15 protein-coding genes are annotated in these 24661 nt (G+C 40.6%); 10 read left to right on the forward strand and 5 right to left on the reverse strand.

The features are described 5' to 3' along the window. Positions 1–13: 13 nt before the first annotated feature. The 9 genes from ATE92_RS09050 (at position 14) to ATE92_RS09090 (ending at position 19646) form a co-directional block, all read left to right on the forward strand. Positions 14–1921 carry an OmpA family protein gene (locus ATE92_RS09050; protein ID WP_100803396.1) on the forward strand — a complete coding sequence of 636 codons (1908 nt, stop codon included), beginning with the start codon at positions 14–16 and terminating at the stop codon, positions 1919–1921. A 462-nt stretch (positions 1922–2383) separates the two neighbouring features. After that, the gene (locus ATE92_RS09055) at positions 2384–2698 is read left to right on the forward strand and encodes a hypothetical protein (RefSeq protein WP_100803397.1); all 315 of its coding nucleotides are present in this window, start codon (positions 2384–2386) and stop codon (positions 2696–2698) included. A gap of 5 nt (positions 2699–2703) precedes the next feature. Next, the gene (locus ATE92_RS09060; RefSeq protein ID WP_100803398.1) at positions 2704–14409 is read left to right on the forward strand and encodes an Ig-like domain-containing protein; all 11706 of its coding nucleotides are present in this window, start codon (positions 2704–2706) and stop codon (positions 14407–14409) included. 55 nt (positions 14410–14464) lie between these two features. Beyond that, the gene (locus ATE92_RS09065) at positions 14465–15418 is read left to right on the forward strand and encodes a type IX secretion system membrane protein PorP/SprF (protein ID WP_100803395.1); all 954 of its coding nucleotides are present in this window, start codon (positions 14465–14467) and stop codon (positions 15416–15418) included. A 14-nt stretch (positions 15419–15432) separates the two neighbouring features. Next, entirely contained in the window at positions 15433–17340 is a 1908-nt protein-coding gene (locus ATE92_RS09070; protein WP_100803396.1) for an OmpA family protein, read from the forward strand. Positions 17341–17448: 108 nt separating this feature from the next. Continuing rightward, positions 17449–17967, forward strand: coding sequence for an isopentenyl-diphosphate Delta-isomerase (gene idi / locus ATE92_RS09075; RefSeq protein WP_100803399.1), 519 nt, complete (start codon positions 17449–17451; stop codon positions 17965–17967). Then, a complete protein-coding gene (locus ATE92_RS09080; protein ID WP_100803400.1) occupies positions 17964–18374 on the forward strand; it encodes a 6-carboxytetrahydropterin synthase in 411 nt (136 codons plus the stop codon). The genes idi and ATE92_RS09080 overlap by 4 nt, the downstream gene beginning before the upstream one ends. Beyond that, complete coding sequence (locus tag ATE92_RS09085; protein WP_100803401.1) at positions 18364–19341, forward strand: type I phosphomannose isomerase catalytic subunit; 978 nt, start codon at positions 18364–18366, stop codon at positions 19339–19341. The genes ATE92_RS09080 and ATE92_RS09085 overlap by 11 nt, the downstream gene beginning before the upstream one ends. 38 nt (positions 19342–19379) lie before the next feature. Then, positions 19380–19646: a hypothetical protein gene (locus ATE92_RS09090; protein WP_100803402.1), complete on the forward strand. Its 267-nt coding sequence runs from the start codon at positions 19380–19382 to the stop codon at positions 19644–19646. Position 19647: 1 nt separating this feature from the next. On the opposite strand, the gene ATE92_RS09095 is transcribed toward ATE92_RS09090, so the two are convergent. The 3 genes from ATE92_RS09095 to ATE92_RS09105 are packed head-to-tail and all read right to left on the reverse strand — an operon-like array spanning position 19648 to position 22714. Continuing rightward, positions 19648–20355, reverse strand: a complete 708-nt coding sequence (locus ATE92_RS09095) for a DUF4369 domain-containing protein (RefSeq protein WP_100803403.1) — start codon at positions 20353–20355, stop codon at positions 19648–19650. 49 nt (positions 20356–20404) lie between these two features. Beyond that, positions 20405–21742 carry a DUF819 domain-containing protein gene (locus ATE92_RS09100; RefSeq protein WP_100803404.1) on the reverse strand — a complete coding sequence of 446 codons (1338 nt, stop codon included), beginning with the start codon at positions 21740–21742 and terminating at the stop codon, positions 20405–20407. A 42-nt stretch (positions 21743–21784) separates the two neighbouring features. Next, positions 21785–22714 (reverse strand): alpha/beta hydrolase, encoded by a 930-nt coding sequence (locus tag ATE92_RS09105; RefSeq protein ID WP_100804403.1) that lies wholly within the window; start codon positions 22712–22714, stop codon positions 21785–21787. A gap of 79 nt (positions 22715–22793) precedes the next feature. Between ATE92_RS09105 and ATE92_RS09110 the strand changes: the two genes are divergently transcribed. Further along, the gene (locus ATE92_RS09110; protein ID WP_100803405.1) at positions 22794–23573 is read left to right on the forward strand and encodes a S1/P1 nuclease; all 780 of its coding nucleotides are present in this window, start codon (positions 22794–22796) and stop codon (positions 23571–23573) included. Positions 23574–23616: 43 nt separating this feature from the next. Here the strand turns inward: ATE92_RS09110 and ATE92_RS09115 are convergent, their stop codons facing one another. Together ATE92_RS09115 and ATE92_RS09120 are read right to left on the reverse strand one after the other, a co-directional pair. Further along, positions 23617–24228: an alpha-ketoglutarate-dependent dioxygenase AlkB gene (locus tag ATE92_RS09115; RefSeq protein WP_100803406.1), complete on the reverse strand. Its 612-nt coding sequence runs from the start codon at positions 24226–24228 to the stop codon at positions 23617–23619. A gap of 1 nt (position 24229) precedes the next feature. Then, positions 24230–24580 carry a MauE/DoxX family redox-associated membrane protein gene (locus tag ATE92_RS09120; protein ID WP_100803407.1) on the reverse strand — a complete coding sequence of 117 codons (351 nt, stop codon included), beginning with the start codon at positions 24578–24580 and terminating at the stop codon, positions 24230–24232. Positions 24581–24661: the final 81 nt, after the last annotated feature.

Below are 24661 nucleotides of genomic sequence, written 5' to 3' on the forward strand. Positions count from 1 at the left end.
AAACATTTGGGGCATGAAGACATTTTTACAAAAAGTATTTCTTTTAGCACTAGTACTGTTAGGTACTAGTGTCTCTTTTTCTCAGAAAAAGCAAGTTGAAAAGGCAAACAAGGAATTTGACAAGTATGCATATATAGATGCTCGGGATATTTATCTCAAAGTAGTAGAGGACGGTTATACCTCTGCCCAGATCTATAAGAACTTAGGAGATACCTATTATTGGAACAGCGACTACGACAATGCTGCCAAATGGTATTCCAGGTTAATTTCGGAGTTTCCACAGGAAACCGAGGTTAACTATTATTACCGTGCTGCTCAGAGTCAGAAGAGTTTGGGCAATGCCGATAAGTCCAAGGAATATATGGATATGTATATTTCCAAGGGCGGTGATCCGGGGATTGTACGCGCTACGGCTACGGACTTTTTGGAATACGAGGTAGTGTTGGAGAAGGTCTCTGTCAATACGGCGTATTCCGATTTTGGACCTGCCTATTATATGGACAAGCTGGTGTATGCCTCTTCCTCTAATACTTCGGAGGGCAGCAAGATCGCTCAGTGGAACGAGCAGCCTTTTTTAGATTTGTATGAGGCCGATATGGACGGTGAGGGGAAACTCTCCAATGCGAGTTCATTGAGTGGAGATGTCAATACTCCGTATCACGAATCGACCCCTACCTTTACCAAGGACGGGAACACCATTTATTTTACACGTAACAATTATATAGACGGCAAGAAGGGCAAGGATAAGAACAAGACCATTCGATTAAAGCTGTATAAAGCCACCAAGAGTGGTGATAACTATTGGACCAATGTTGTAGAGCTACCCTTTAACTCTAAGGAATACTCTGTGGCACACCCTGCTCTTAGTTTGGATGAGAAGCGTTTGTATTTTTCATCAGACATGCCGGGTACCATTGGCATGAGTGATTTATGGTATGTTGATATTTTAGATAATGATAGCTATGGAGAGCCTGTTAACCTGGGAACATCGATCAATACCGAAGCCAGAGAGTCGTTTCCTTTTATCAGTGAGAAGAACAATTTGTATTTCTCCAGTGATGGTAGAGGGGGATTAGGAGGTTACGATATTTTCAGTACCCCGTTGAACCCTCAGGGCAGACCCGGGAAGATTACCAACTTAGGCGAGCCTGCCAATAGCAGTCAGGATGACTTTGGCTTTATTATCAAAGAAGAGAAACGCATGGGTTATATGTCTTCCAACCGAGAAGGCGCCAAGGGCAGTATCGACGATGAGATTTACCTTGTACAAGAAAAATGTGAGATTGTGATTACCGGAACGGTATTCGACCAGGACAGTAAGGAATTACTGCCGGGAGCAGAGGTATTACTATTGGATAGTAACAACAAGATAGTAGACAGCCAAATAGTGGGAGAGACGGCTTCCTATAGCTTTAATGCCGACTGTGAGAAGCAGTATTCAGTGAGAGGTAGCAAGACTCAGTATGCACCCTATGAGAAGGTCTTACAGACACCCGATAAGAGTGGCACGGTGGAGATACCCATTCCGTTGAAACTGGTAGACCCATGTCCGCCAAACGATTTGGGATGTCGACTGAAATTACAGCCTATCTATTTTGATTTCGATCGTTATAACATTCGTCCCGATGCGGCCATTGAATTGGCTAAGATATTGGCCGCTATGCGACAGTATCCTGAGCTTATCATCCATATCGAGTCGCATACCGACTCACGCGGTAACGACAAGTACAACGAGTCGTTGTCTGACAAACGAGCACAATCCACCTTACAATGGTTGGTAGACAAGGGCATTGCCAAGAGCAGGCTAACTGCAAAGGGTTATGGCGAATATAAATTGACCAACAAGTGTGACGATGGCGTGGAATGTACCGAAGAGGAACATCAGTTAAACCGTCGTTCGATGTTTATCATACAGAATTAGACTAACCAATTTTTTCAACCTTTAAAAGCGTTCATTCTTACATTGAACGCTTTTTGTTTTTTTTGTTTATTTTGTTTTTTTTCAGTCATGAACTTAAATTGTCGTCGATTCAGTTTTTTTAACATTTAAAAAACCATTCTTACAAATATCCTTGCTATTAGCCTAATTGTGACGCTAGTATACGTATAAACACGTAGTTGTATTTCCTACAAAAAAAATAGTTAATAACTTCAATATTGTGTTGTTCAACGAGAATATTTTACGCTTCAACTAATAGTTGACTTTTTGTAAGACTTTAACATTTTTTCCTACGTATATTTGATATTGAGAAGCTGTTTCTGCTTTTCATGCCCTACATAAATCTTAAGTGACCTACCCACTTATTTCTATCGTATAACGAACTAATGCGTTTACTGCGCACTAGGTTTATTTTTTTAATTGAATAATTAAAAATTAAGTTATATGCGAAATATTACCTCACTTTATTCGTATCAGAAAATAATAACCACCTTCGGTGTTTTTGCGTTTTTCTTTTCACTCGTATTAGTTTATGGATTTTCTCCAAAGAGTGCTAACGATAATTATATGAAATATCCTTTATTGGATGTTGATCTGGAGTGTTACGAGGAAATACCTGCTTGCGGGCCTCTTCCTGCCAAAGAAGCATCATACATTTTCAAAGAAAATGCCGCACCGATGCAGAATATTTATTTTCCTGCATTCTCCTTAATTATAGAAATGGGGCACGATTTCCGTCAAAAAAATAATAAAATTTAGAACGTATGCAAAACATTACTTATTCTATCCTGCATAAGAGATTTTTTAAATATGTAAGTATTCTTACATTTATATTCTCTTCGATGTTAGTTTATGGACAGGATCCATTGCCAACAATAGTTCCAAATACAAATAGAGGTTTGCCTTTTTTGTATGCATTACCCGATAATGGGAATGATCTTTTTTCTGTGGCGCCAGACCCTACCTCTGACCCATTGCCAACTCCGGCTATCCAATCTACGGATAGAACCTTTAATGGAGAAGGCTCCGGATTTAGAGCAAGTAACAGAAGGGTGTATGCATTTGCGAACGATCACGATTTATATGAAGTGAACCCTGCGAATGGGAATTCGACATTAAAGGTGGACAATATGTTTACCGGCGTTGTTCAGGGTGTAGAATTTTACTTGAATAATGTCACGGGAGCTGAAGTGATGTTCGTTATTGTTGATCCAAGCGGTGATGGCACTGGTGGTACAAAGTTGTATGCCTATAACCCAAATAATAATTGGGCGTCTTATGCGGGTTATCCAAAAACATTATCGGGAGCCATTAATAAGGCTGACGGAATTGCATGGAATCCTGTAAATGGGGACTTTTATGTTCAAAATGATGATGAAGTAGATTTTTATTTTATAAACGTTACCAACGGTAATACAACCTTTGCGTTTAGCACAGAGTTCGAAATTGATGGCGAAGGAATTGGTTTTGCCGCCGATGGAAAATTATATATTGAAGACGAAGGAGATAATTTAACAGGAGGAGACAGACGTATTTACGAAGTAAATTTATCGAATGGTGACTTAACCGCAGTAGCTAAATTAGGTGGTAGTTCAGACGTTGAAGGAATTATGGGCAACGTAGGTGTGAGAGATGATGGAGGAGATATTCCTAACTCTTACGGTTGGGCAGCGCACCAATTACCGGTATTACAATCGGACCCTATTACTATTTACCTGGGGACTGTAGCGCCGGATTCTGAAGATCCTTTTACTACTGTAAACGGAGGCTTTGGAGATGATGCTACCGGTATAGACGATGAAGACGGTGTGAAATTAAATGGTGACTTACTCGACAATAAGCAACTTAATGCAGGTTCTGCATATACGTTAACTGTTAAGACAAATGGTAACGGTGTTTTAAGTGCCTGGATAGATTGGAATGGTGATGGTGATTTCGACAGCAACGAAAAAGTGGCAAACAATATAGCACCGTCTGGCAATAACATTAATTTAAACATAAATGTACCCAGTAGTGCAGCAATGGGTGTTACCTATGCGCGATTCAGATATTCATCTCAACACAATCTTGCGGCTAGTTATAGTGAGGCCCCTGATGGGGAAGTTGAAGATTATAAAATTAGTATTGTAAATACGCCAATTGCTAGAGAATGCGGTTGTGCGCCGTTTTATAATAATTCGAATTTTGTAAACCCCGTGAAAATTGCCGGATCCAACCTTCAGGTAGGAGCAGTTTACAGATTCTCAAATGTATTCCCTGGTAATCCACATGGCAATGTGCTAGATGCGCTGGTAAAAATTGAAGCCTTTAACAATGGAGCTTCATTATTAGATATCGATGTTACAGGAACAGGACTTAACGAGGCTTTTCAACCCAGAATCAATAGCACAAATGGGAATGATCAAAGTGTTGAGTTTAGTGTCACCTTTGTAACCGGAGGTGGAAACTACGGAGATGAAGTTGTCATCTCATTCTTCGGAACACCTTTAGATATTGATGGTGATGGAAACAGTACACGTGAATATGCAGAAATTAGTCTGCCTGATGCTTACTTCTTAGCTTCGAATCCAAAAATCGATATTTCGAGAGGAGCAACCTATGTAAGAGGTGAAGCCAGAAATACAGAAACCGCTCCTGGTGGTGATGTTTCTCTGGATCCAAGATGGACCTATAGTAATTATTTCGAAAACAAATCATCCTTACGTTATAAGATAGGGAAGATTGACGGCAATGATGATCGATATTATTCATTAGATATGGATAATGCGAATTACAACGATCCCAATTCGGTTTTAATTACCTATCCTGTTATCTGCGGAAAAGTGACCGACCAAGGTGGTGATCCTTTAGTGGGGGTTGAAATAGATGTCACCGGTTCAGACGGAAGCTCTCAAACCGTAACTACCGGAGCAAATGGTAGCTATAAAGCTGTTGCGGCAATTCCTGAAGCATTGGTAGATGTTACCTATGAAATTCGTGAGAACGATCTTCCCGGATACGAATCAATTTCGGATGTTGACGGTGCTAACGATAATTTAATTACGCGTGTAATTAATTTAATGTCTACCTGCGGAAATGATTTCGTCGATGGAGTAGACACGCCCGATGGATGGAACTTTGAGTGTGGTGACGATAAGGTGGTCGATGAATACGGATATAACGCAAATTGTAATTTAACTACAGTTGCTTCAATACCTAACCCGGCCAACGTATACCAATACGTAGTTGAAATTGTATACAAAGGATCAAATCCTGGTCAGAGTATTACGTTTACAGATTCTTCAAACAATAGTCAAACACTCTATAGATCAGTACCGGTTGGTACCAGTTCAAATATTTGGGTGTATAGAGGACTATTTACCGGAAATACAAGCACAATTACGTATACCAATAATTCTAGTAAATGCCAATTGCAATCTCTGGTGGTGTATGCCTTCAGAAATGTGCCGGATGCATCTTCTAGCTCAGGTGTATTTACAAGTAGAAGCGGGGTTAATGATGTTCAAACCATCACTATTGACATTCCTGCATTTACAGGACCAAGAAATTTAACTATTGAAGCTCCGATTTCCGAATTAACAGCTGATGGAAGATATCTGTTGTTAAAAGCTGAATCGGGTGGTGTTTCCGATCAAGTATTCATATATGGACCTGATGCATCACTACCGGGAGGTACTTGCTGTCTAGCCATACCTACGCTTACGCTGAATGCAGTTCCGGGTGCAGCAACGCAGGTTGTAATCACCGTGGATACCCGAAATAATCAAAACGGACAAACTGTAAATGGTCAGTCTTGGGTTATTGCAAGTGGTGTTAATGTAGATGGTGATTGTTACGAAGAATTAGAATTAGTTCTGGAGTCTAAAACAAATATATTGTGTAATGGCGCAAGTACAGGTTCTATTACCGTAATGGCTACAGGAGGCGTACCTCCTTATATGTACAGCCTTAACGGTGGAACACCTCAAGCGTCTCCTACCTTTAATAATTTACCGGCAGGAGTATATACAATTGGCGTAACAGACACTCTTGGAAATTCAGATTCTATAAGTGTTACGCTTACACAGCCGGAACCATTGAGCATACAAATTACTAAAATCAATGCGACGGCAACTGGAGGTTGTCTCAACGGACAAGCGACGGCGAATCCTTCGGGAGGCGTAGGTCCTTATACCTATCAGTGGAGTGCTAGTGCCGGAAGTCAGACTACACAAACTGCAATTAACTTAGCAGCCGGAACACACACTGTTGTGGTAACCGATGCCAATGGTTGTACGCTTCAGCAAGGAGTTGTAATAGATTGTGTTCCAAACTGCGATGCTACTATTAATGTGGACAATGTTACTCACGTACTTTGTACAGGAGATATGACCGGAAGTGCTACAGTTAGTGCAAGCTCTGTGTTAAATCCCGGTGCTACTTTTACCTTTACATGGAATACAGTGCCCGTACAAGTTGATGCCGGTGTTACCTCTAGTACTGTTTCAGGATTAGGCGCAGGTGTGTATACTGTAAGTGTAACTATAGACGGTACCTTGTGTCAACCGGTACAACAAAGTGTAACAATTACACAGCCTTCTAATGCTTTGAACGTGACAGCTACCTCGACCGATGAAACCGGACCAACAACCGGTGACGGAACGGCTACCGCTAATCCAACAGGAGGGACACCACCGTATACATATGTATGGAGTCCCGGAGGGCAAACAACACAAACAATTACCGGACTTAGTGCCGGAACATATACTGTAACTGTAACCGACGCTAATGGTTGTACAGCTACTGCTTCAACCATTGTAAACCCTGGATCATGTAGAGATTTGGCAGCCAATGCTTCTTCAACACCGGTTTCATGTAATGGTGGTAATAATGGTACAGCGACAGTTGGAGTAACAGGTGGTTTAGGACCATTTAGTTATTCATGGAGTCCGGGTGGTCAGACTACTCAGACAATTACAGGATTAACAGCAGGAGCATATACTGTTACAGTAACCGATCAATCAACGCTTTGTACAGCTTCTTCTACAACGACCGTTAATCAACCGGGAGCATTAAGCTCGGGAATTGCGGTTACGAATGTAGCGTGTTTCGGAGAGAATACGGGATCCTTAGATCTTACAGTAACAGGAGGAACTCCGCCTTATTCCTTCCTATGGAGTCCGGGTGGTGAAACAACCGAAGACTTATTCAACTTAGTGGCCGGAACGTATTCAGTCCTAATTACCGATGCCAATGGTTGTACCAAAACCGATAGTGCTACAGTAATGCAGCCTTCAGCAGAATTATCGCTAAACATTATTTCTCAAACCGATATATTATGTAGTGCACCTAGCTCCGTGACAGTTGAAGCCGCAGGAGGAACACCTCCTTATCTATATGCTTTAGATGGTGGCGCACCACAAGCTTCAGGAACTTTTACAAATCTGTCGCAAGGAATTCACAGTATTGTAGTTGTCGACGCAAACGGATGTGATGCTTCAGTTCAGGTTACAATTCTGAAAAATTGTACAGTGGCAGTTGATGATATCAACGACACATTCGTAAATATCCCTGTAGATGGAAACGTTCTTACAAACGACTTCGATTTGGAAGGCGATACTCAAACAGTAACTACTACAACTGTAACTACAGTTCAAGGGGTAATTGTGAATATCGATCCTGTTACGGGAGCTTATACTTATACACCACCAGTTGACTATATTGGCGAGGATACTTTTGAATATACTATTTGTGACGACGGAAACCCACAAGCTTGTGATAGCGCAGTGGTTTATATTGAAGTTGAACCAACAGATTCCTCAGACAATGATCCACCGGTTGCAAATGCCGATACAAATACAACTCAGGTAAATGTACCGGTAGATGGAAATGTATTGCCGAACGATTACGATCCGGACGGAGATCCAATTGTAGTAACAGCAAATACAAACCCTGCCAATGGTAGCGTAGTAATAAATCCTGATGGAAGTTATACATATACGCCTAATCCGAATTATGTGGGTCAGGATACATTCCAATATACAATTTGTGATAACGGGACACCGCCACTTTGTGATACTGCAACGGTAACAATCCAAATTTTGGATACTACAGACAATATTACAACTGCGGTTGATGATTCATACTTTACGCAAAGAAATACACCTATAAGCGCAAATGTATTGGATAACGATACAGATCCTGAAGGTGACAATCAAACTGTAGATATTGCTATCAGTCCTTCAAATGGGCCAAGTAATGGTACAGTGGTATTAAATGCCGATGGTACCTTTACGTATACACCTGATCCTGGATATTTTGGACCAGACAGTTTTGTGTACTCAATCTTTGACGATGGTACTCCTGTGGCAACCGATTCTGCTACTGTAACCATATTAGTAAGTGCGTTTGTAAACACAACAGTTGCGGTCGACGATATCAATGATACGTTTGTAAATATTCCTGTAAGTGGAAATGTGCTTACCAACGATTTCGATTTGGAAGGGGATACCCAAACAGTTACTACAACGACGGTAACTACAGTACAGGGAGTAATTGTGAATATTGACCCTGTTACAGGTGCTTATACCTATACTCCTCCACTTGATTATATTGGGGAAGATAGCTTCGAATATACTATTTGTGACGACGGAAGCCCTCAAGCTTGTGATAGTGCGGTAGTTTATATTGAAGTGGAGCCTATAGATACTTCAGACAATGATCCTCCGGTTGCAAATGCCGATACAAACACCACTCAGGTAGATGTACCTGTAGATGGAAATGTATTGCCGAACGATTACGATCCCGATGGTGACCCAATTGTTGTAACAGCAAATACAAACCCTGCCAATGGTAGTGTGGTAGTAAATCCTGACGGAAGCTATACCTATACTCCGAACCCCGGATTTGTTGGCCAAGATATATTCCAATACACAATTTGTGATAACGGAACTCCTGCGCTTTGCGATACTGCAACGGTTACGATTCAGGTGTTAGATACTACAGACAATATTACGACTGCGGTTGATGACTCTTATTATACCACAGTTGGTATAGTTATAAATGGAAATGTATTGGACAACGATACAGATCCTGAAGGTGACAATCAAACTGTAGACATTGCTATTAGTCCGGCTAACGGACCAAGTAATGGCACAGTTGTATTAAATGCCGATGGTACCTTTACATATACGCCAAACCCTGGATATTTTGGACCCGATAGTTTTGTATACTCAATCTTTGATGATGGTACTCCTGTCGCAACCGATTCTGCTACAGTTACAATCTTGGTTGGAATTATAGGTAACAAGATTCTGGCAATTGACGATATCAACGACACCTATATGAACCTTCCTGTAAGTGGAAGTGTGGCTACCAACGATGAGAATGCTGACGGTCCTGCGGGCACTGAAGTATTCACTCTGGTAAGTGGTCCTTCAAACGGCGCGTTGGTATTCAATCCTGACGGAACCTATACCTATACTCCGGGATTAGACTTTACAGGTGAAGATACTTTTGAGTATCAGATCTGTGACGGTGGAAACCCAATAGCATGTGATACTGCTACGGTTTATATTGAAGTATTGCCAATAGGCAGTCCGGACAATGAACCGCCGGTAGCTAATGCCGATACCAATACTACAGAGGTAGATACTCCTGTAAGTGGTAATGTGATGGTGAACGACTTCGATCCTGATGGTGACCCAATTACAGTAACCGGAAATACAAACCCTGTAAATGGAACTGTTGTAGTAAATCCTGATGGAAGCTATACCTATACTCCGAACCCAGGTTTTGTAGGAGAAGATACTTTTGAATATACTATCTGTGATGATGGAGCACCAATTCCACCACCACTTTGTGATACGGCTACAGTAACCATTCAGGTAATACCAAATAATGGAAACATTACTGTTGCCAATGATGATGCCTATAACGGCTTTATCGATATGCCAATTAGTGGAAACGTATTGGATAACGATAACGATCCGGAAGGCGATACTCAAATGGTAGATACTACGCTCACTCCTGTGAGTGGACCAAGTAATGGTACTTTGACCATCAATGCCGATGGTACTTTTACCTATACTCCGAATGCCGGCTTTACGGGCACAGATCAGTTTGTGTATGCAATCTTTGATAATGGAGCACCTGTTGCGACCGATCAAGCTACTGTATACTTAACTGTTGGAGATCCTGGTAATACTATTTTAGCAATTGACGATATCAATGATACTTTCGTGAATCTACCTGTGAGTGGTGATGTTGGAACAAACGACGATAATTTAGATGGTCCTGCTGGTACCGAGGTATTCACATTGGTAAGCGGTCCTTCAAACGGTGCGTTGGTATTCAACCCTGATGGAACGTATACCTATACTCCTGGATTGGATTATGTGGGTGAAGATTCATTTGAATATCAAATCTGTGACGGTGGAAACCCAATTGCATGTGATACTGCCACGGTTACAATCGAAATTGTTGACGATCCTGTAATTGGAAATGATCCTCCAATCGCAAACAACGATACAAATGTAACGGAAGTAGATACTCCTGTAAGTGGAAATGTAATCGTTAATGATTACGACTTAGATGGTGACCCAATTACGGTTACAGCAAATACAAACCCTGTAAATGGAACTGTTGTAGTGAATCCTGACGGAACCTACACTTATACACCAAACCCGGGATTTGTAGGAGAAGATACCTTCGAATATACTATCTGTGATAATGGAACTCCGGCTCTTTGTGATACGGCCACGGTGACCATTTATATTATCGTGGATAATAATAACATAACCGTTGCAAACGATGATTCTTACTACAGTGAGGTTAATCAACCTATCAACGGAAATGTATTGGATAACGATAATGATCCTGAAGGTGATACTCAAATGGTAGATACAGCGCTCACTCCGGTGAGTGGACCAAGTAACGGAACCTTGAGTATCAATGCCGATGGTACCTTTACCTACACTCCTAATGCCGGCTTTACGGGCACAGATCAATTTGTGTATGCAATCTTTGATAACGGAGCACCTGTAGCGACAGATCAAGCAACTGTATACATTCTTATTGAAGAAACTCCTGCACCCGCAATTGCGATTGTAAAATCTGGAATATTTGTAGATGGCAATGGCGATCAATGTGCCGATCCGGGTGAATCTATAGATTATACATTTACTGTAACAAATACCGGAAATGTACCATTAGGTTCTGTAACAGTTACCGATCCTCTGTTAGGAGGTATTATTCCGGGTCCAGATTCGGGAGATGCAAATAATGACGGATGGTTAGATATAACTGAAACGTGGATTTACACTGCTTCATATGCTATTACACAAATTGATATTGATGCAGGTGAAGTTATAAATCAGGCAACAGCCGAAGGTACAGATGAAGACGGTACAACCGTTAGTGATCTATCCGGAACCACAACTACTACCGATGATACAACAGTTATTACCCTGTGTCAAAACCCTGTAATTGCAATTGTGAAGACAGGTCTATTTGTAGACGGTAACGGTGACCAATGTGCCGATCCGGGTGAATCTATTGATTATACATTTACTGTAACCAATGAAGGAAACGTAAGTTTAGCTTCAATAGTTGTCACCGATCCATTGTTAGGAGGTCCTATTGCAGGTCCTGATTCAGGAGATACTGACAACGATGGTGAATTAGATGTAACTGAAACGTGGATTTACACAGGAAGCTATATAATTACTCAAGATGATATCGATGCGGGTCAGGTAACTAACCAGGCTACGGCCGAAGGTACTGCACCGGATACTACTGTGGTAAGTGATTTATCTGATGATACAAGTGTATTGGAAGACGATCCTACAGTAACTACCCTGTGTCAAAGTCCGGCAATCGCAATTGTCAAGACAGGAATATTTGTAGATGATAATGGTGATGAATGTGCAGATCCGGGTGAATCTATAAACTATACATTCACAGTAACTAATGAAGGAAACGTAAGTTTAGCTTCAATAGTAGTTACCGATCCTCTATTAGGTGGCCCAATTGCCGGTCCGGATAGTGGAGATACCGATAATGATGGTGAACTGGATGTAACTGAAACATGGATTTACACTGCAACGTATGCCATCACACAAGATGATATCGATGCCGGTGAGGTAATCAACCAGGCTACTGCCGAAGGAACAGCTCCGGACACAACTGTTGTTAGTGATTTATCTGATGACAATAGTGTATTGGAAGATGATCCTACAGTGATATCACTATGCCAGGAACCGGTAATCGCAATTATCAAAACCGGAATCTTCAATGATGAAGATCAGGATGGATGTTCCAATGTGGATGAAACAATTAGCTATACTTTCACGGTAGAAAATGAAGGCAACGTGAGTCTTTCAAATATTGTGGTAGACGATCCACTATTGGGTGGACCAATTCCAGGTCCTGATTCAGGAGATACCGACAATGACAATGAGTTGGATGTTACTGAAACTTGGATTTATACCGCTACATATACTATTACACAAGCAGATATCGATGCCGGAAATGTAACAAATCAGGCAACTGCCGAAGGAACTGCACCGGATACAACAGTTGTAACCGATCTTTCCGATGATGATAATGTATTTGAAGATGATCCAACGGTGACAGAACTTTGTCAAAACGCAAGTATTGCGCTAATCAAAGAAGGAGGATTGCCGCCTAACCCAAGTGGTGGAGGTTGTCCGGTACCGGGTGATATTATTGAATACACGTTTACAGTAGTAAATACTGGAAATATTACACTTAACAATGTAATAGTGACCGATCCATTGGTTGCTGTAGTTGGGGGTCCAATTACACTACCGGTAGGCGCTACAGATGGCGTGTCATTTACTGCGAGCTATGTGATTACACAGGCCGATGTTGATGCCGGGGAAGTTATAAATCAGGCAACTGCCGAAGGTACTACTCCGGGAGGAACCACTGTTAGTGATCTTTCAGATGACGATAGTATTCTCGAAGACGATCCTACAGTAGTTGATTTATGTCAGTCTCCGTTTATTGGTCTTGTTAAAGTTGGAACATTCAACGATGAAGATGGAGACAAGTGTGCAGATCCAAAAGAGACTATAACCTATACGTTTACGGTTTATAATCTCGGAAATGTAACCTTGACAAATATCACGATTTCAGATCCATTAGTAAATGTACAGGGAGGACCTATTACGTTAGCTCCTTTAACATCTGATGGAACATCGTTTACAGCAACATATTTAATCACACAAGCTGATATAAATAATGGCTTTGTTGAAAATCAGGCAATAGCCACCGGATTCACCTTATTAGGTGCTCAAGTTTCAGACTTGTCCGATAATAACAGTGAATTTGAAGACGATCCAACACAAACAGATCTTTGTCAGGAACCTGTGATTGCTCTTATAAAAGTAGGCATACCGGGTGATGAAAACGGAAATGGTTGTGTAGATTTAGGTGAAACAATTGTCTATGACTTTGTGGTTACTAACCTTGGAAATGTTGCATTGACAAACGTTACAGTTACCGATCCGTTGGTGAGTGTAGTTGGAGGTCCAGTTTCGTTAGCTGCCGGAGCATCCGATACTGAAACATTCTCAGCTGTGTACATAGTAACACAAGCCGACGTGGATGCAGGTCAGGTGACCAACCAGGCTACTGCTTCAGGGACAGCGCCAGACAATAGTGTTGTTACAGATCTATCTGATGATAATAGTAATTTTGAAGATGATCAAACAATTACAGTTCTATGTCAGGATCCATCTATGTCTGTTACTAAGTCCGGAGTTTTCAACGACGACAATGGCGATCAGATCCCACAACCGGGAGAGACCATTAGTTATTTCTTTTCGGTTACCAACACAGGTAATGTTACCTTGTATAACATCACCCTGAGTGATGAGTTACCGGGTATTGTGCTGGAAGGTGGACCTATTGCACAATTGGATCCGGGTGAGGTTGATGACAGTACCTTTACTGCTACCTATGCCATTACAGAGGCTGATATTGCAGCGGGTGAGGTAATTAACCAGGCCATTGGAACGGGAGAGACTATAGGCGGCGACGAGGTAAGTGATACCTCCGATGATCCAAATGATTTGACCAATGTTGATCCAGATGGCGATGGTGAGCCTGATGATCCTACAGTTACGGTAATACCGAATGTATTACCTGCTAATTTTGAGATTTTCAATGGTGTTACCCCAGATGGTGATGGCTTGAATGATTACTTCCAGATAGACGGAATAGAGGATTATCCTATCAACAATGTTAAGATCTTCAATCGTTGGGGAGTACTTGTATGGGAGACCGATGGTTACGGAGTAAATGGTAATGTCTTTAGAGGTGTTTCCAGTGGTAGATCTACCGTTAAAGAGTCTAAGGAGTTGCCAACGGGTACGTACTTCTATATTTTGACCTTCCCTGGTGGTAACCCTGGTGATAATCCGGGTGAGACTAATTATTCAGGATACTTATATATAAATAGATAGCAAATCAAAAAACTCCCGGGAGGGGTAACTTCCCGGGGTTATAAAATATGTAACGATGAAACACAGTTATTTTACACTCATAGTTTTGATTTTACTCGGTATTTTTTCGAGTAATGCTCAGCAGGATCCTCAGTACACCCAGTATATGTACAATACTCAGGTTGTTAACCCTGCGTATGCGGGTTCTCGGGAGGCTTTAAGTTTTGGATTGTTGTACCGTACCCAGTGGGTTGGTTTTGAGGGGGCTCCTAAGACGGGTACCTTCACGGTAAATTCTCCCATCGGGAGTTTAGACAACATGGGCTTGGGTCTGTCTATTGTACGGGATGAAATTGGTCCTTCGATTGAGTCGAATGTGAATATTGATTATTCCTATAGTATCAACACCTCGGATGAGGGTAAGGTTTCCTTTGGATTGAAGGCGGGGTTGGATATTTTGGATGTTGATTTCACCAAGCTTAATATCGCCGATCAGGGTGATGTTTTCGAGAACAATATCGACAATAAGCTTCAGCCTCAGATAGGAGCGGGAGTGTATTACAATACGGAGAAGTTTTATGCCGGATTATCGGTACCCAACTTTTTAACCACCAAGCATTTTGACAAGTCTACCTTGGAGGATATTCAAAATGGTGGTTTTAATGGATCAGTGACAGCAGCAGAGCGTTTGCATTATTTTTTAATAGCGGGTTATGTCTTTGATGTGAGTGAGAATTTAAAGTTTAAGCCTGCAACCTTGGTAAAGGCTGTAAGTGGATCTCCCTTACAGTGGGATGTTTCTGCCAACTTTCTTTTGTATGAGAAGGTGACCTTGGGAGCTGCCTACAGATGGAGTGCTGCCATGAGTGCTTTGGTTGGCTTTCAGGCTACCGATGAGATTTTTATTGGCTTTGGCTACGACTATCAGACTACCGACATAGAATCCTATAGTGATGGTTCTTATGAGATTATGTTACGCTTTGATTTATTCAAGAAACCGGAACGTGTGTTAACACCACGATTCTTTTAAAAAACATTTGGGGCATGAAGACATTTTTACAAAAAGTATTTCTTTTAGCACTAGTACTGTTAGGTACTAGTGTCTCTTTTTCTCAGAAAAAGCAAGTTGAAAAGGCAAACAAGGAATTTGACAAGTATGCATATATAGATGCTCGGGATATTTATCTCAAAGTAGTAGAGGACGGTTATACCTCTGCCCAGATCTATAAGAACTTAGGAGATACCTATTATTGGAACAGCGACTACGACAATGCTGCCAAATGGTATTCCAGGTTAATTTCGGAGTTTCCACAGGAAACCGAGGTTAACTATTATTACCGTGCTGCTCAGAGTCAGAAGAGTTTGGGCAATGCCGATAAGTCCAAGGAATATATGGATATGTATATTTCCAAGGGCGGTGATCCGGGGATTGTACGCGCTACGGCTACGGACTTTTTGGAATACGAGGTAGTGTTGGAGAAGGTCTCTGTCAATACGGCGTATTCCGATTTTGGACCTGCCTATTATATGGACAAGCTGGTGTATGCCTCTTCCTCTAATACTTCGGAGGGCAGCAAGATCGCTCAGTGGAACGAGCAGCCTTTTTTAGATTTGTATGAGGCCGATATGGACGGTGAGGGGAAACTCTCCAATGCGAGTTCATTGAGTGGAGATGTCAATACTCCGTATCACGAATCGACCCCTACCTTTACCAAGGACGGGAACACCATTTATTTTACACGTAACAATTATATAGACGGCAAGAAGGGCAAGGATAAGAACAAGACCATTCGATTAAAGCTGTATAAAGCCACCAAGAGTGGTGATAACTATTGGACCAATGTTGTAGAGCTACCCTTTAACTCTAAGGAATACTCTGTGGCACACCCTGCTCTTAGTTTGGATGAGAAGCGTTTGTATTTTTCATCAGACATGCCGGGTACCATTGGCATGAGTGATTTATGGTATGTTGATATTTTAGATAATGATAGCTATGGAGAGCCTGTTAACCTGGGAACATCGATCAATACCGAAGCCAGAGAGTCGTTTCCTTTTATCAGTGAGAAGAACAATTTGTATTTCTCCAGTGATGGTAGAGGGGGATTAGGAGGTTACGATATTTTCAGTACCCCGTTGAACCCTCAGGGCAGACCCGGGAAGATTACCAACTTAGGCGAGCCTGCCAATAGCAGTCAGGATGACTTTGGCTTTATTATCAAAGAAGAGAAACGCATGGGTTATATGTCTTCCAACCGAGAAGGCGCCAAGGGCAGTATCGACGATGAGATTTACCTTGTACAAGAAAAATGTGAGATTGTGATTACCGGAACGGTATTCGACCAGGACAGTAAGGAATTACTGCCGGGAGCAGAGGTATTACTATTGGATAGTAACAACAAGATAGTAGACAGCCAAATAGTGGGAGAGACGGCTTCCTATAGCTTTAATGCCGACTGTGAGAAGCAGTATTCAGTGAGAGGTAGCAAGACTCAGTATGCACCCTATGAGAAGGTCTTACAGACACCCGATAAGAGTGGCACGGTGGAGATACCCATTCCGTTGAAACTGGTAGACCCATGTCCGCCAAACGATTTGGGATGTCGACTGAAATTACAGCCTATCTATTTTGATTTCGATCGTTATAACATTCGTCCCGATGCGGCCATTGAATTGGCTAAGATATTGGCCGCTATGCGACAGTATCCTGAGCTTATCATCCATATCGAGTCGCATACCGACTCACGCGGTAACGACAAGTACAACGAGTCGTTGTCTGACAAACGAGCACAATCCACCTTACAATGGTTGGTAGACAAGGGCATTGCCAAGAGCAGGCTAACTGCAAAGGGTTATGGCGAATATAAATTGACCAACAAGTGTGACGATGGCGTGGAATGTACCGAAGAGGAACATCAGTTAAACCGTCGTTCGATGTTTATCATACAGAATTAGACTAACCAATTTTTTCAACCTTTAAAAGCGTTCATTCTTACATTGAACGCTTTTTGTTTTTTATTAGATACTGCTATTTCGTACTTTTGAGGAAAACTGCTTTTTGCTATGACTGAAGAGAAGGTAATTCTTGTAAATGAACGGGATGAGAAGATCGGGCTTATGCCCAAAATGGAAGCACACGAAAAAGCATTGCTACATCGTGCCTTTTCGGTATTTGTATTTAATAATGAAAACGAGTTGATGCTACAACAACGCGCACTCAATAAATATCATTCGCCGGGTCTTTGGACAAACACTTGCTGCAGTCATCAGAGAGATGGTGAGACGTCGTTGGTAGCAGGGAAAAGGCGATTACAGGAAGAAATGGGCTTTTCGACACCATTGAGGGAAACCATGTCCTTTATTTATAAAGCTCCCTTTGACAATGGATTAACCGAGCACGAGTTTGATCATATTTTGGTGGGGGAGTACAATGCGGACCCGATAATCAATAAAGAAGAAGTAGCAGCCTGGAAATGGATGCACCTCGAAAAAGTAAAAGAAGACATTATTTTAAATCCGCACCTATACACCGAATGGTTTAAGATAATATTCGATAAGTTTTACCAACATCTGGCCGTATGAGTTTAACTATCTACCGTAAAGCACATTTTAATGCAGCCCATCGCTTGTTCAAAGAAGGATGGAGTGACGAAAAAAATCTCGAGGTCTTTGGAAAATGCAGTAATCCAAAATACCATGGACATAACTACGAGTTGGAAGTAGGGGTGAGTGGTGAGATTAATCCGGATACCGGCTTTTTAATAGACTTGAAAATTCTGAAAGAAATTATTAAAGAAGAAGTAGAAGATCCTTTCGATCATAAAAATTTAAATCTGGAAGTCGCGGCATTTCAGAAGGTAAATCCTACCGTAGAAAATATTGCCATCGAAATATGGAACAGACTTAGAAAACGAATGGACTCCAGCTATGGAATCTCTGTAAAACTCTATGAAACACCCCGTAATTTTGTAGTGTATAATGGTGAATAATGACAATTTATATCCATTAAAATTTCAACCCATATTAAAAGAAAAAGTTTGGGGAGGACAAAAACTCTCACATTTATTTCAGAAAGAAGGTGAAGGAAATATTGGGGAAAGTTGGGAGCTTTCCGGAGTACCCGAGAATATCTCTGTTGTCGCTAACGGTGCGCTGAAAGATATGTCGTTAAACACTCTTTTAGAAAAGCACGAGGCTGAGCTGGTAGGGAAGAAGGTTTTTAGCACTTTCGGAACCACATTTCCCTTACTATTTAAATTTATTGACGCTAGGGAAGATCTTTCGGTACAATTGCATCCCGATGATGCTTTGGCAAAAAAACGGCACAAGGGCTTCGGAAAGACCGAAATGTGGTATGTAATGCAGGCTGAAAAAGAGGCAAGACTCATCTTAGGCTTCAATCGGTCTATGGACGAATCGACCTATCTTCAATTTCTTTCAGAAAAAAAATTACCGGAAATTCTCCATTCAGAAAATGTACATGAAGGCGATGCTTTTTTTATAGCTCCCGGAACTGTACACGCCATTGGAGCCGGTGTATTATTGGCTGAAATTCAGCAAACTTCAGATATTACGTATCGTATCTACGATTGGGACCGCCCCGATACAGATGGCTCTTTCAGAGAATTGCATACCGATTTGGCTTTGAAAGCCATCAATTTTAAAGATACCACTTCAAAAATAACGTATTCAGACAAAAAAAATTCGGCTGTATTGCTTAAAAGCATTCCTTATTTTGAAACCAATAAGCTATTGCTAACACATAGTTTTCAAAGAAATCTTCGCGCAATCGATTCGTTTGTGGTTTATATGTGTGTGGCCGGCGATGCGTTGTTTACCACATCAAACGCTTCAGAAATCGTAAAAAGAGGCGAATCCATTTTAATTCCTGCCTGTATCCAAGAAATTACCATTGAAACTAAAGGAGCAACATTTTTAGAAGTTTATATACCGTAATACACTGTTAAGTAGTATTTTTGCCAAAAATTATAATTATGGCAAGTGTACGCATACTAAAAAGAGACATTAATTACGTTCTAGGTGATATTATTGAAGCTGTTTATATCTGGGAGCTTACTAATCCTGAAAAAGACAACAAAAAAGCCGAGGCAATTATTGACGATGCTATTTTAACTTTCGATGAGTTGATCGCAAAAATGAACGACAAAAAAGTAGAAAACAAAAAGCAACACTACAAAGCAATAAATAAAGAACTGGAAGACAGAGGGAGAAAGCTAATTGACAAAATCAACGCGCTATAAACTAGTTCCCTTCATTTTTTCGCTCAACAATATAAGACTCTAATGCTTTACCGTATTTAGAGTCTTTTATTTTTGGAGTAAGTGATTTATAGACTGTATCCAAATACTTAATGTTTGCATCGTACACTTCACTAAGCATAAGATAAGGCGCCAGCTCGTACTCTTTATTATTTATGGCAAAGTTTACGGTCGCCAGATACTTACCTCTTATAGTATTCTTGCGTTTTTGCTGAATTGCTTGCAGTAAAGAATCGTTTTGTTGCTGTATGGCTGAAATTTCTTCTTCAATTAAGTCCAGATTCTTGTCGCTATATCGCTGAATTAGTTTTTTGTATTCTGAAAGTTTTTCCTGATTCTTAGAACCTGAAACCACAGCGGCAGTTGCAAAATTTTCAAGGGAAGTGTTGATCGTTATTTCTCCCGGTTCGGCAAAAAAAGAAAGGTTCTTGTCTTTAAGGGACTCGTTTTCAATCTTTAGTTGTAAAAAGTAAATCTCCGGACTTTCAACAGCATCCGAAAAAGAAAAATTTGAATCTCCATTGATAGTAACCGAATCGACCGTAACAAAATTTGTATCCACTACTTTTTGAAGTAGTACTACTCCTTTTTTCAAGCCTTTTATATTTCCTGAAAGCTGCATCTCATGTTGCGTTTTTGCACAACCTAGCAACAAAAATAATAGACAGATACTTGTAAAAAGGGATTTCATTCGGGATGTATTTTAAGGCTGCAAATATGCGTGATTTTTGGAAGAAATCCTATGAGGTAGCCGCTAATTGCATTAATACCGTACATAAAATTGCGCCTACGGTTCCAATAGCATATCCGAATACCGCTAATAACACACCTACTGTAGCCAATGACGGATGAAAAGCCGATGCTACGATAGGGGCAGAGGCTGCACCTCCTACATTTGCCTGACTTCCTACTGCTAAAAAGAAGTAGGGCGCCCGAATTAATTTGGCCACTATTATTAGTAAGGCAGCGTGTATAATCATCCAAACAATTCCTATAAAAATAAGTCCGAAATTATCGAATATCATAGTAAGATCCATTTTCATCCCTATACTTGCTACCAGAATATAGATAAATACACTGCCGAACTTACTGGCGCCGGCACCTTCGTAACTCTTTGCCTTCGTAAAAGATAAAATCACACCTATGATGGTGGTTATTGTTATCATCCAAAAGAAACTGGAATCCAGAAATGTAAAAATATTTCGTGTGATTCCTTTGGGTATTCCGGAAACAATTTCGGTAAAGAACTCGCTGAGATAATTGGCGCCAAGATGCGCAAAACCAACGGTTCCAAAGGCGATGGCAGCAAGAATCATCAAATCGGTTAGCGTAGGGTTTCTGTCAACTTCTTTGGCATAGGAGGATACCTTTTCCTTTAAGCTTTCAATGGCAGAAGTATCTGCTTTTAGCCATTTGTCAATCTTTGCGGCTTTACCAATTCCAATAAGTATAATAGCCATCCAAATATTTGCCACCACAATATCTACGAAAACCATTCCACCGTATAAGGCCTGATTATAACCATAAATTTCCAACATGGCCGTCTGGTTCGCTCCGCCTCCAATCCAACTTCCTGCAAGGGTTGAGAGTCCTCGCCACACTGCATCTGCACCGGCTCCACCCACTGTTTCAGGTGAAATAGTTCCAATAATCAATACGGCAATTGGCCCTCCTAAAATAATCCCGGCTGTTCCCGTTAGAAACATGATAAGGGCTTTGGGGCCAAGGTTGTAAACAGCCTTCAAATCGATACTTAACGTCATCAAAACCAAGGCGGCAGGTAATAAATACCGGCTTGACATATAATAGAGGTTCGAGCTGTGCTCGACAACTTCACCGGAATCTGATACAGAAATCCATTCAGGGGAAATAATTCCGAAGGTGGTAAAAAGCGCAGGAATAAAATAGGCCATAAACAGCGCCGGAACTATTTTGTAAAATTTATCCCAAAAACCCGTTTCTTTCGAAGAGGTATAGAAAATAATTCCGATGGCAACCATCAAGACACCAAAAACAATGGTGTCGTTTGTAAATAGCGGAGTTGTGTCTTGTAGTATTTCAGCTGTAGTATCCTGCATTTTTGATGGTTTTGCCTGCAAAATACAATTTATTGTGGAAATCTATTTTATTATAAATGAACTTATTGTTTCAATTAGTTCGGGAACTATAGGGCGGTTGTATTCGTTATAGGATTTTTCGTTGTCCAGATCGTCTCCATGTATTTCTTTAAAAATATGATTCATGTTTTTAATAATCACATATGCTGCGTCGGGCTTTGCGGTTTGAAGTAATTCGGCTTCCGAAACCTGTACCTGAAGATCCTGGTCACCATTAATAATTAGCACCGGAATTTCAAGTTTGGCAATTTCAACGGCCGGATTGTATTGCATCCAATTGAAAATAAAAGGCTGAATGGCAGGTCTGAAGATGGATGCCAAACCCGGACTGTAATTCTTGGCTGTTCCGTTAACCCGTAAATCGTCGAAAGCCTGGCGGGCGTTATCTTTTAAACCCGGAGCTTGTTTTTCCAATTGATCTACAATCACGTCGTCAATCTCCTGTCCGGCACCGGCAATTGAAATAAACCCATCGGCCCTGTTCTGAGCGGCAATCATGCCTACCAGAGAACCCTGGCTGTGCCCTGCAATATAAATTTTTGAAAAACGACTATCCTTCTTAAAATAGTCAAGGATTGAAATTGCATCGTCTATAAAATGGTCAAAACGAATTTTGCTTTCCTCCATTTTACCCATTTTCATGATTTTTACAAGGCGTTTGTCATATCTGAAAGTTGAAATCCCTTTATCATACAATCCTTCGGCCAAAAAACGCAGGGAGTTATTTTTTGCCATCATCTGATTTCCGTCTCTATCCACTGGCCCGGATCCTCCAATGATTATTACCAAGGGTGTTTTTTCGGAAACATTAGACACTAGTAATACACCTTCTACCAAAGGCGGAATGCTTATGTCTTCGCCTTTTAATTTCTCTACCTGTGCGTAACCTATTCCGAAGCAAAGCAGAAAAACGACTATGAGAATCTTTTTCATCTGTGAGATTTGTTTTTTGAACACTAAAAGTACTATTAAATTGTATAACGGGTTATCTTTGTTAAAATTTGCAATACGCATGAAAACTCTTATTTTTTCTTTCTTTTTTTTATTAGTTAGCTCACTTTCCTATGGTTTACCAGCAGATTGGGGTAAAACAGGACATCGCGCTACGGGAGCAATTGCTCAGAAATACCTTAGTAAAAAGGCTAAGCGAGAAATAGAAAAATTATTGGACGGACAATCACTTGCGTTGGTTTCTACTTTTGCCGACGAGATTAAGAGTGACGATAACTATCGCGAATATGCACCATGGCACTATGTAAATTTTCCTTTCGATAGCAATTACGATATACATCCGAAAAGCGATAAAGGAGATCTTTATATGGCAATTCAAAAATGTATGGAAGTTTTAAAAGACGATAATGCCACTAAAGAGAAGAAAGCTTTTCATCTTAAGTTGTTGGTGCATTTTTTGGGTGATTTACATCAACCTCTGCATGTTGGTATGGCTGAAGACAGAGGAGGGAATAGATTTCAAGTGCAGTGGTTCGATGAAGGCACCAATTTACATTCTGTTTGGGACGAAAAGATTATCGAAAGCTACCAGATGTCGTATACAGAGTTGGCAAAAAATAGCAAAAAACTTTCTAAGAACGAACTACAAAACATTCAAAACGGCTCTGTGAAAGACTGGATGTATGAAAGTAGGGGACTGTGTGAACAAATCTATAAAACCACCATAAGCGGAGACAATCTGGGATATTTGTATATGTATGATTATGTGGATGTGGTTAGGTCGCAGCTTCAAAAAGGAGGAATACGTCTGGCCGTTTTATTAAACGATATTTTTAAGTAGTTTCCGAAAACCGATGATTCTATAATTGTATTCAAATTCAAACTTAGATTATCGATCTAAATGTGAGATTGATACGGGGTTTGGTAATTTTTTTGGATTTAGGGAGTTGATGTTGCCAGTTTTCTTGGGTACTGCCTTTCATTACCAATAGGCTTCCGTGCTCCAGAAGTATTTTAAAGCTGTTCTTTTTGTTGCTTTTCTGCCTGAAATGAAAAAATCTCTCCTCTCCAAAACTGAGAGATACTATCACCGGATGTTTCCCCAATTCAGCTTCATCATCACTATGCCAACCATTGCTGTCACTTCCATCGCGATAAAGATTGAGTAACACTGTTGTAAATTTTTCTGAAGTCACAGTTTCAACCTTATTTTTAAGTGTAAGTAAGGTTTTTGTAAATGGCTGCGGAAACATAGTAATTCCGCTATAGGAATAGGATTTTCCTTCAACGCCATAGAGTGCTGTCAATCTGGGTTGTTTGTGAATTTTTCCGAAAAGTTGAATGCTGTCCTGTTGCCATTTGGTTTCTGAAAGTAGCATTTCAAAGAATTCTGAAGCAATTTCTTCTGAAAAAAAGTTCGGATAGTAGGTGACATCTGCATCAATCAGATTTAATCGAATGGATTCCGAATCCTTTTCCGAAGCAAACAAATTCATTTTAAACGTATTGATAGACCCAATATATAAGAACAAACTGTAAAGGGACCCTCAAAACTAAGATCCATTTAGGCAGTTTCAATGAGGCTTTTTCATTTTGAAGCATATAAAAATGCACTGTTAAAAATACAAGCAGCATTGTTATAATGCCCCAGGCCGCAAAAGTTTGTGTTTTTTGATTCAGTAGCATAAGCCCGAGTACCATTTCAGCGATGCCGCTTAGTAAAACCATAGTGCTGTGCGCCGGAATATACGAAGGCATAATGCGCTCATATACTTTCGGAACTCTGAAATGATTAAATCCGGCAACTACTAAGAGAGCTCCCAAAAGATATTGATGCCATGGTAACATAGGTTATTTTTAAGTAATCAAAAATACTCTTTTAAAATAAAACCCCCTTCACGAATGAAGGGGGTTTTTGGTTTTGGTTGG

It is taken from the genome of Ulvibacter sp. MAR_2010_11, assembly GCF_002813135.1.
GTDB lineage: Bacteria > Bacteroidota > Bacteroidia > Flavobacteriales > Flavobacteriaceae > Altibacter.

Excerpts from the sequence above, each read along its gene's own strand:
- ATE92_RS09050 (WP_100803396.1), top strand. The coding sequence starts at position 14 with ATGAAGACATTTTTACAAAAAGTATTTCTTTTAGCACTAGTACTGTTA.
- ATE92_RS09055 (WP_100803397.1), top strand. The coding sequence starts at position 2,384 with ATGCGAAATATTACCTCACTTTATTCGTATCAGAAAATAATAACCACC.
- ATE92_RS09060 (WP_100803398.1), top strand. The coding sequence starts at position 2,704 with ATGCAAAACATTACTTATTCTATCCTGCATAAGAGATTTTTTAAATAT.
- ATE92_RS09065 (WP_100803395.1), top strand. The coding sequence starts at position 14,465 with ATGAAACACAGTTATTTTACACTCATAGTTTTGATTTTACTCGGTATT.
- ATE92_RS09070 (WP_100803396.1), top strand. The coding sequence starts at position 15,433 with ATGAAGACATTTTTACAAAAAGTATTTCTTTTAGCACTAGTACTGTTA.
- idi (WP_100803399.1), top strand. The coding sequence starts at position 17,449 with ATGACTGAAGAGAAGGTAATTCTTGTAAATGAACGGGATGAGAAGATC.
- ATE92_RS09080 (WP_100803400.1), top strand. The coding sequence starts at position 17,964 with ATGAGTTTAACTATCTACCGTAAAGCACATTTTAATGCAGCCCATCGC.
- ATE92_RS09085 (WP_100803401.1), top strand. The coding sequence starts at position 18,364 with ATGGTGAATAATGACAATTTATATCCATTAAAATTTCAACCCATATTA.
- ATE92_RS09090 (WP_100803402.1), top strand. The coding sequence starts at position 19,380 with ATGGCAAGTGTACGCATACTAAAAAGAGACATTAATTACGTTCTAGGT.
- ATE92_RS09095 (WP_100803403.1), bottom strand. The coding sequence starts at position 20,355 with ATGAAATCCCTTTTTACAAGTATCTGTCTATTATTTTTGTTGCTAGGT.
- ATE92_RS09100 (WP_100803404.1), bottom strand. The coding sequence starts at position 21,742 with ATGCAGGATACTACAGCTGAAATACTACAAGACACAACTCCGCTATTT.
- ATE92_RS09105 (WP_100804403.1), bottom strand. The coding sequence starts at position 22,714 with ATGAAAAAGATTCTCATAGTCGTTTTTCTGCTTTGCTTCGGAATAGGT.
- ATE92_RS09110 (WP_100803405.1), top strand. The coding sequence starts at position 22,794 with ATGAAAACTCTTATTTTTTCTTTCTTTTTTTTATTAGTTAGCTCACTT.
- ATE92_RS09115 (WP_100803406.1), bottom strand. The coding sequence starts at position 24,228 with ATGAATTTGTTTGCTTCGGAAAAGGATTCGGAATCCATTCGATTAAAT.
- ATE92_RS09120 (WP_100803407.1), bottom strand. The coding sequence starts at position 24,580 with ATGTTACCATGGCATCAATATCTTTTGGGAGCTCTCTTAGTAGTTGCC.